This window comes from Skermanella sp. (assembly GCF_059503625.1).
Genome location: NZ_JCACHA010000958.1, coordinates 1 through 6,709, shown reverse-complemented (window position 1 = coordinate 6,709; position 6,709 = coordinate 1). Strand labels below are relative to the sequence as shown.

Below are 6,709 nucleotides of genomic sequence, written 5' to 3'. Positions count from 1 at the left end.
ACAGCGTCGAATCAGAACGCGCGATTCCAAGCAACATCAAAGTGCTCTAGCCTGCCGGTGTCCGACTTTCCCGAACGCGGCCCGCTCCCGGCCCGGGCCTGCGGCATCTATGGGCCGCCCTTCATCAACCGGTGCGGCTTTGACGCAGCAGGCGAAATCCTGGGGCACCTGTACGGCCCGTTGAATGCCCCGAGCGATGCGATGGAGGGAGGCGAACTACGCCCCTTCGACCAGCGCCCCTTCGTTCCTCCCGCGCGCGTGGAGACGGGACTGGCTGCGGTAGGCTGGGTTTATGTGCCGAGGGAATGCCGCCAGCAGCGCTGCAACCTGCACGTCGTCTTCCACGGTTGCCAAAAGGACGCGGGGACCCCGCCCGCCGAAGGGGGGATTGGCGCCGACTTCCTGCTCGACGCGGGCTATGATCGTTGGGCCGTGTCCAACCGTATAGTGGTCCTCTACCCGCAGGTGACGGAAACCCCTTTGAACCCACGCCGCTGCTGGGACTGGTGGGGTTACAGCGGCGAGGGCTATCTCGGCCGCGGCGCGCCACAGATCGCTACCGTCAAAGCCATGGTGGCGCGCCTGCTCGACACGCGATGAGGTGGGACCTGAGGCGAGCCGCCTCCAAGTGCATAAGTGCAGCTTACCCGCATCCTGAGGCCGTGGTCTCGGCTAACCAGTCAACCACCGGTCGGAGCGCCTCGTGCTCACTCGCCCCACGCTCCCGCGCCTCAGCAAATACCTTCGCCTGCAGGTCGGAGCTGGTGCCTTTGGCCGCGATTACGCGCACGGCCTCCACCTCGTTTGTACAACCCAGCGCGTCCGCATCTTCCCCTACCAGCGCCAGCAGCCTGTCCAGGTGCGCCGCGAATGGTATTGCCTCCCCCAAGAATGGGTCGATTATGGCAGCGCGTACGCCGTCACGTTGAGCCCGCCATAAGTTCTCTGCAGCAATCGCCCGCGAAGCACCGGTCTGGCCACGGTTCAGCTCTGGTTTGCGGTCGACCAGGCGCACGAGACAGCGAAACAACGCGGCGATGGCGATGGTATCGCCCAAGCGGGTGCAGGCGTCGGCCACCCGCAGTTCCAGCGTCGGGTACTTCAGCGACGGCCGCAGCGTCCACCACAGGAAACTTGCGTCTGCGATCGCCCCGGATCGGACCATGATGTCAACGTAACGGGCATAGTCGGCATCATCCTTGAACAGGTCCGGTAGGCCTGTACGCGGCATTTCACTGAACACCGACAGCCGGTATCCGGACAACCCGGTGGCTCGCCCCTGCCAGAACGGCGAGGAGGTCGATAATGCCAGCAGTGTCGGAGTGAAGGGCAGCAAGCGGGTCATCAGGTCGATGCGCGCCTCGGGACGGGGCACCTCGACATGGACATGCATACCGCAAACGACGTTGCGCCGGCCTAGAATCTGCAGGTCACGTATCAGCCCTTCGTAGCGCTTAGCCTCGGTGTGAGCCTGACGCAACCAACGAGCCAGCGGGTGTGTGCCACAGGCCAGCACCAGAATGCCGTGCTCGTGCCCGATCTCCGCCAGGCCGGTGCGCAATCCGGCCAGTACCCGGCGTGTCTCGGCGAAGTCGGTTGACGGCGGAGAGGCCATCTCGACCTGGCTCTGCAGCAGCTCGCGCTCGACCGCGGGCAGTCGGGCGCTGACTGCGGCGTGGAAGGCCTTCACCGCGCGCCGAGGGGTGCCGCGGGTGGCAGAGTCGGCAAGGAAATACTCCTCCTCAATCCCGAAGCGGTAGCTAGGATCCATGAGCGTTCTCGGTTCGAAGAGAGGGGAGTAGCGGCGGGCGCGGCATGATTAAGCGGGAGAGAGCGCCACGGCGTCCCTCAGGCATAAGCGGGAGCGTCAAACCTCCTCATCGATTCGATGCTGTTCGATAGCCTGCAACGGCGTCAGCTCGGCATCGAAGTACTTGCGCCAAAGGTCGGCATCGACGTCGAAGGTCACTAGGGCTTCAACTTCCGCAATCCAGGCCTCAAAGCTCATTCCCACACCTACAAAGCGTCGAGTTTAGCTATTTTCCGGATGGTGGTGAATGCTCTCCTACTTAGCTCGACCTTGGCCTTTCGCGGAGGCTGACGCGGCGCGGCGGGCAAGCGACCAGGCCAGGGTGCCCCGGTCAAGGACAGCCGTCGTGCCACGCATGCTGGCCCATCTTGCTGCAGGATCCTATGCTTCGCCAGGTTGTTCTTCCGGCGGCGTTGACGGCGTGCCGAGGTGCTGTTGATTAGTTCCATTCTGGCGCCGGTCCGGCGCACCGTAGGCACTCGCTGCCAGTAAAGCTGCTTGCTTGAGCATGGCGCAGGTGAAGGTGACGACGTGAAGATCGGCAAGAGTGCTGGCGTAGCGCTCGCAGTCCTCCACACGCCGCCGTAAGCGCGTGGTCCAAGCGAATGAGCGCTCGATGACCCAGCGGCGTGGCAACAAGACAAAGCCCCGCCTGGCTTCGAGCAGCTTGACGGCCTCGAGTTCGATGCCGTGCTTGCGGGCGGCGTTGGCGGCTCGCTCGTCGCTGTATCCCTGGTTGCCATAAGCGAGGTCGACGCTCCCGCCGGTCTCTGACCGCACCGCCTGCGCGAGGTGCTCAACCTGGCCGCGAGCCTCGGCGCTGGCCGGGGCGACGTGCAGGGCGTGCAGATGGCCGGATGGATGATAGCTGTGGCATGGCCTCCTCGGAACCTTTAGAGAACGCCTGGGCAGCCCGCATGACCGACCAAATCGTCATTACTGAGAAGACTAGCCAGGCGAAGGACGTCCGCGCCGCCGTTGGCGGTCGCTACGGTGCAATCCTTCCCGCAGAAGGCCACCTGTTCGACCTTGTCGAACCGGAGGAGGTCTCGCCGGACTGGAAGCGCTGGACCCCGGTGCTGCTGCGGCCGGAGGGGCTTTATGGCACCAAGCCAGCCATCGGTGGCAATAAAGCCTCCAAGCTCAAGGCAATCCGCGACGCTCTGCGGAAGGCCAAGCGGGTGTGGCTCGCCACCGACTGTGACCGCGAGGGGCAGCTGATCGGCCAGGAAATCCTGGAGCATTATGGCTACCGCGGCACGGTCATGCGGGTGATCTTCACCGCTCAGGATCCGCAGACCATCCGTGACGCCTTCTCCCGAGCAAAGCCCAATACCGAGTATGCTCGCCTCTACGCCGCGGCCGTCGCCCGACGCCAGGCCGACCAGATCTACAATCTGTCGCTCACCCGCACGGCCACCGTGACCCTGGCCCACGGGGCGCGGACCGTCATTGGGGTCGGCCGGGTGAAGACTCCAACCCTGGCCATCGTCTGCAAGCGCGAGTTGGAAATCCGGAACTTCGTCCCGCAGGCCTATTTCGAGGTGGTCGCCACCGCCCAGGTCCAAGCCGGTTTGCTACGGATGCGGTATGCGCCGAAGGACCGGATCCTGAAGCGCGAAGATGCCGAGGCGATCGCCGTGGCCGCAGAGGGTTTCGCCGGGCCGCTGGCGGTGCGGGTCGAGGACAAGCGGCAGTCTCCGCCCCGGCTGTACGACCTGCCCTCGCTACAGAAGCTGTGCGGCTCACGCTTCGGCTGGTCGGCGGCGCGGACCCTGGAGGTGGCTCAGGAGCTTTACGACGGGCAGGGCAAGAAAGTCATCACCTACCCCCGTGCCGAGACCCGTTACCTGCCGGAAAGCCTGATCCCTGACGTGCCGCGGATCATCGCCGGGCTGCGGGTCGGGCGCGCCTTCAGCGAGATCGCGGTGCCCGAGCCGCCGGTCATCCGCCGCGGCGCGAGCGGCACCTTCCACGACAAAGGTCTGGCCGGGGCGAGCCACCACGCCATCATCCCCAACGTCAACACGACGGACGCGCTGCGGGAGGTATGGCCGCGCCTCTCGGCGGATGAGCGCCGGCTGTTCGATGTCGTCGCCCGTTCCTACTTGGCAGCGATGATGCCGGACTTCCGCTATCGGCAGACTACCGTCACGCTAGATATGCGCCGCCATCTGTTCCAGGCCGCGGGGCGGCAGCCCATCGAGCTTGGCTGGCGTGCCGCCTTCCCCGACTGGCAACCGGCCGAGGAGAAGGGCGAGGGCGCGCAGCTGCTGCCCGCGCTCAGGCATGGTGAGGCCACCGTGCTGCGCGATGCAGCGGTCGAGGACAAGGAGACCCGGCCACCGCCGCGATACAACGAGGGCACCCTGATTGAGGCAATGCAGAATGCCTGGCGCTTCGTCGCCGATGAGGCGCTGCAGGAGAGGCTGAAGGAAGCCAGGGGTATCGGTACGCCGGCGACCCGAGCCGAGATCATCCGCGGCCTCAAGGCGCAGGATTTCCTCATCGCCGACGGCAAGCACATCGTGCCGACCGAACGCGGTCTGACCCTCTTCGCCGTACTGGAGCGAGCCGATCCGGCTCTCGTCGACCCTGGCGTGACAGCGCAGATGGAGCGCCTCTTGGATGAGGTGCTGATCGGTCAGCAGGAGATGATTGGGGCAATCGATGCCGTCTGCGCCCAGGCGAGCAGGATTATCGGCCGGTTGCAGGCGGGTGCCGGCTCCGTCGACCCCGCGCTGCTGAGCGGCGTCACCAGAGAGGCCGGCGTGGACCGGCCGCCCACGCCGGCGATGAAGCGCTTTGTCGATAGCCTCGCCCGCCAGAAAGGGCTCAAGCCGCCGCGTGGCTACACGTCATCGGGCGCCGCCTGCCGCGCATTTCTTGACCAGCATGCGCCCAGGAACGACCGAGCGCCGGCGCCCATTGATGCCGAAGCTGGGACACCACCGCCTGCGCATCGGACAGTGGCAAAAAGGCGTCCGCTGGCCCAGCGCCATAGCCACGCACTACGTACCGGGACCGAACCAGATCAAGGCAGTGGACATGGTACATCGAGTCGGAAAGCCGCGGCTCAGGAGCGGAAGGTCCGCGACGGAAAACCACCCGCGAAGCAACGCAGCCAGACGGTGGCTCAATCTGGCGCGTCAGGTGCCCCCAGCGGCGATACGCCACTGCGCATCCCCTTTGGCAACAAGGAGGCTGCGCTCCAGCTCGGCGCCCGTTACCGCGCTGGTGGCTGGTACGCGCCGGCCGGCATTGATCTCAGCGGCTTCCGTGAACGCGGATGGCTGTGACGAGGCTCGATAGGGTCACCTTTATGGCACGTGCCCTCACGTCTCGGTCGCCACCCCACGCTGCCAAGCCACGCCGGCCTCCTCCATGAGCAGACGTCCTGCCGCCTCGCTGTCCGCCCAGTCGGCCCGCAACTGGCCCTGGAACACGACGCGCTGGATGCCTGCTTGAACCAGAGAGGCAGCACACGCCGCGCATGGCGGATGGGTGATATAGGCCGTGCATCCAGCGAGCGACACACCCGAGCGCGCGGCCGTGGCGACCGCATTGGCCTCAGCGTGCACAGAGAGAAGCAGCTTCGTCGGACGATCGGCCAGGCGCTCGGGGAGGTCGGTCACTCCGCGTGGGAAGCCATTATAGCCAGTCACCCGGATCCGGCGGTCGTTGTCGACCACGACGCAGCCGACCTTGGTTGTGCGGTGCTTCGACCAGTCGGCAATGTGCATCGCCAGTGCCAAGAACCGGGCGTCCCAACGGGGGGAGATGTGTGCATCACTCATGGGATGGTGCAGATGGCACAAATTGCTTATTGATTCGAGATCAACAGTTTCCAGAAGCCGACTGCCGAGCGGTGATCCCGCTGAACCGCACCTATGGACCCACGCCAAGAATGGCTTATAATCAAGGGGTTAGACCTCGTTGGCAAAATCAGCCAACCCTCGAGGTCTAGAGAATCTCCGACATTCCTGAGAGAAATTCCGCTCTCATTCGGGCGCCGAGTCATCAAGTTTGGGGTAAAGCTCAATCGCTTCCGTTGAAGAAGGCGCTTGTGGATCGGCTCTGGGCGGACGGCGCCTGTTCAGGTTGGGTGCCTGGACTATCCTGACCCTGCCGTGTCATCCGGCAGGTGCTGGCGTCGGTAACGGGACCAGCTTGGCGAGATTGCGGAGGTTCTGCGCGGCAGCGGCGAGGCGGAACTCATCACGGGCACCATTCATGGGCGAATAGCATCTCGACCTTCGACCGCTGCCGCCGTGAGCCCGCGTCCTCCTCAGTCTTCGCAATGTTCCGGACCATATCCCGTGCGTCCTCGTCGATCGAGCGCAGCAGCGTCCAGGCTCGCCGGTTCGGGCAGCAGCGGGGCTTCAGCGCGCAGGCGCCGCAGTCGTGCCTGGTGGCACGGTAACGCATAAGGCCTTCGGCATCGACGCCAATCCGCGGCCGCGTGAACTGGCGCCGGTAGTGTAGCAACTCCTTCCCGCCCTGGCAGATGTAGAGGTCGCACCCATGGTCGTCGGTGAAGTCGGAGCGGCTGAAGGTGCCATCCGTCCGCTGCAATTTGTCGAACGCCGAGGCGGCAGAACCAGCGACACGCGAGGTTCAGGTGGATCTCCTCGCACAGCCGTCGCTCCAAGCGGATGCCGCAGCAATAGCCGATCAGCAACACGCGGATATCAGCTCGGGATAGACCGACCGACGCCCGATGGCGCTGCGGAAGGGCTCCAGCTGCCATCGGACGTCGCTCAGCTCGACGAAGCGGTCGATGGCACGCAGCAGGTCGTCGGCGGAGACGCAGGTCTCCAATATTGCTGACGCCGCTGATGCCTCCTAGTGTCCTGATTCTGAAATTTGTGGGCACTTTGCCTGGACGTGCACGGTGCG

At 65.1% G+C, this 6,709-nt stretch carries 5 protein-coding genes and 2 pseudogenes; 2 read left to right on the top strand and 5 right to left on the bottom strand.

The window, feature by feature from the left end:
• Positions 1 to 600: PHB depolymerase family esterase (locus AC5JJ6_RS35045; RefSeq protein WP_496046467.1), on the top strand; the 600-nt coding region annotated here is incomplete at its 5' end.
• Positions 601 to 643: 43 nt separating this feature from the next.
• Here AC5JJ6_RS35045 and AC5JJ6_RS35040 read toward each other — a convergent pair.
• The 3 genes and pseudogenes from AC5JJ6_RS35040 to AC5JJ6_RS35030 all read right to left on the bottom strand — a co-directional run.
• The gene (locus tag AC5JJ6_RS35040; protein WP_496046466.1) at positions 644 to 1,771 is read right to left on the bottom strand and encodes a carboxylate-amine ligase; all 1,128 of its coding nucleotides are present in this window, start codon (positions 1,769 to 1,771) and stop codon (positions 644 to 646) included.
• 96 nt (positions 1,772 to 1,867) lie between these two features.
• Positions 1,868 to 2,008 (bottom strand): hypothetical protein, encoded by a 141-nt coding sequence (locus AC5JJ6_RS35035; protein ID WP_496046465.1) that lies wholly within the window; start codon positions 2,006 to 2,008, stop codon positions 1,868 to 1,870.
• 276 nt (positions 2,009 to 2,284) lie between these two features.
• Positions 2,285 to 2,665 (bottom strand): annotated as a pseudogene (locus AC5JJ6_RS35030) (transposase); the annotation flags it as partial.
• A gap of 62 nt (positions 2,666 to 2,727) precedes the next feature.
• Here AC5JJ6_RS35030 and AC5JJ6_RS35025 point away from each other — a divergent pair.
• Positions 2,728 to 5,109 (top strand): type IA DNA topoisomerase, encoded by a 2,382-nt coding sequence (locus AC5JJ6_RS35025; RefSeq protein ID WP_496046464.1) that lies wholly within the window; start codon positions 2,728 to 2,730, stop codon positions 5,107 to 5,109.
• Positions 5,110 to 5,145: 36 nt separating this feature from the next.
• Here the strand turns inward: AC5JJ6_RS35025 and AC5JJ6_RS35020 are convergent, their stop codons facing one another.
• Positions 5,146 to 5,565 carry a deoxycytidylate deaminase gene (locus AC5JJ6_RS35020; protein ID WP_496046463.1) on the bottom strand — a complete coding sequence of 140 codons (420 nt, stop codon included), beginning with the start codon at positions 5,563 to 5,565 and terminating at the stop codon, positions 5,146 to 5,148.
• 378 nt (positions 5,566 to 5,943) lie between these two features.
• A pseudogene (locus tag AC5JJ6_RS35015) lies at positions 5,944 to 6,634 on the bottom strand (transposase).
• Between the last annotated feature and the right edge of the window lie 75 nt (positions 6,635 to 6,709).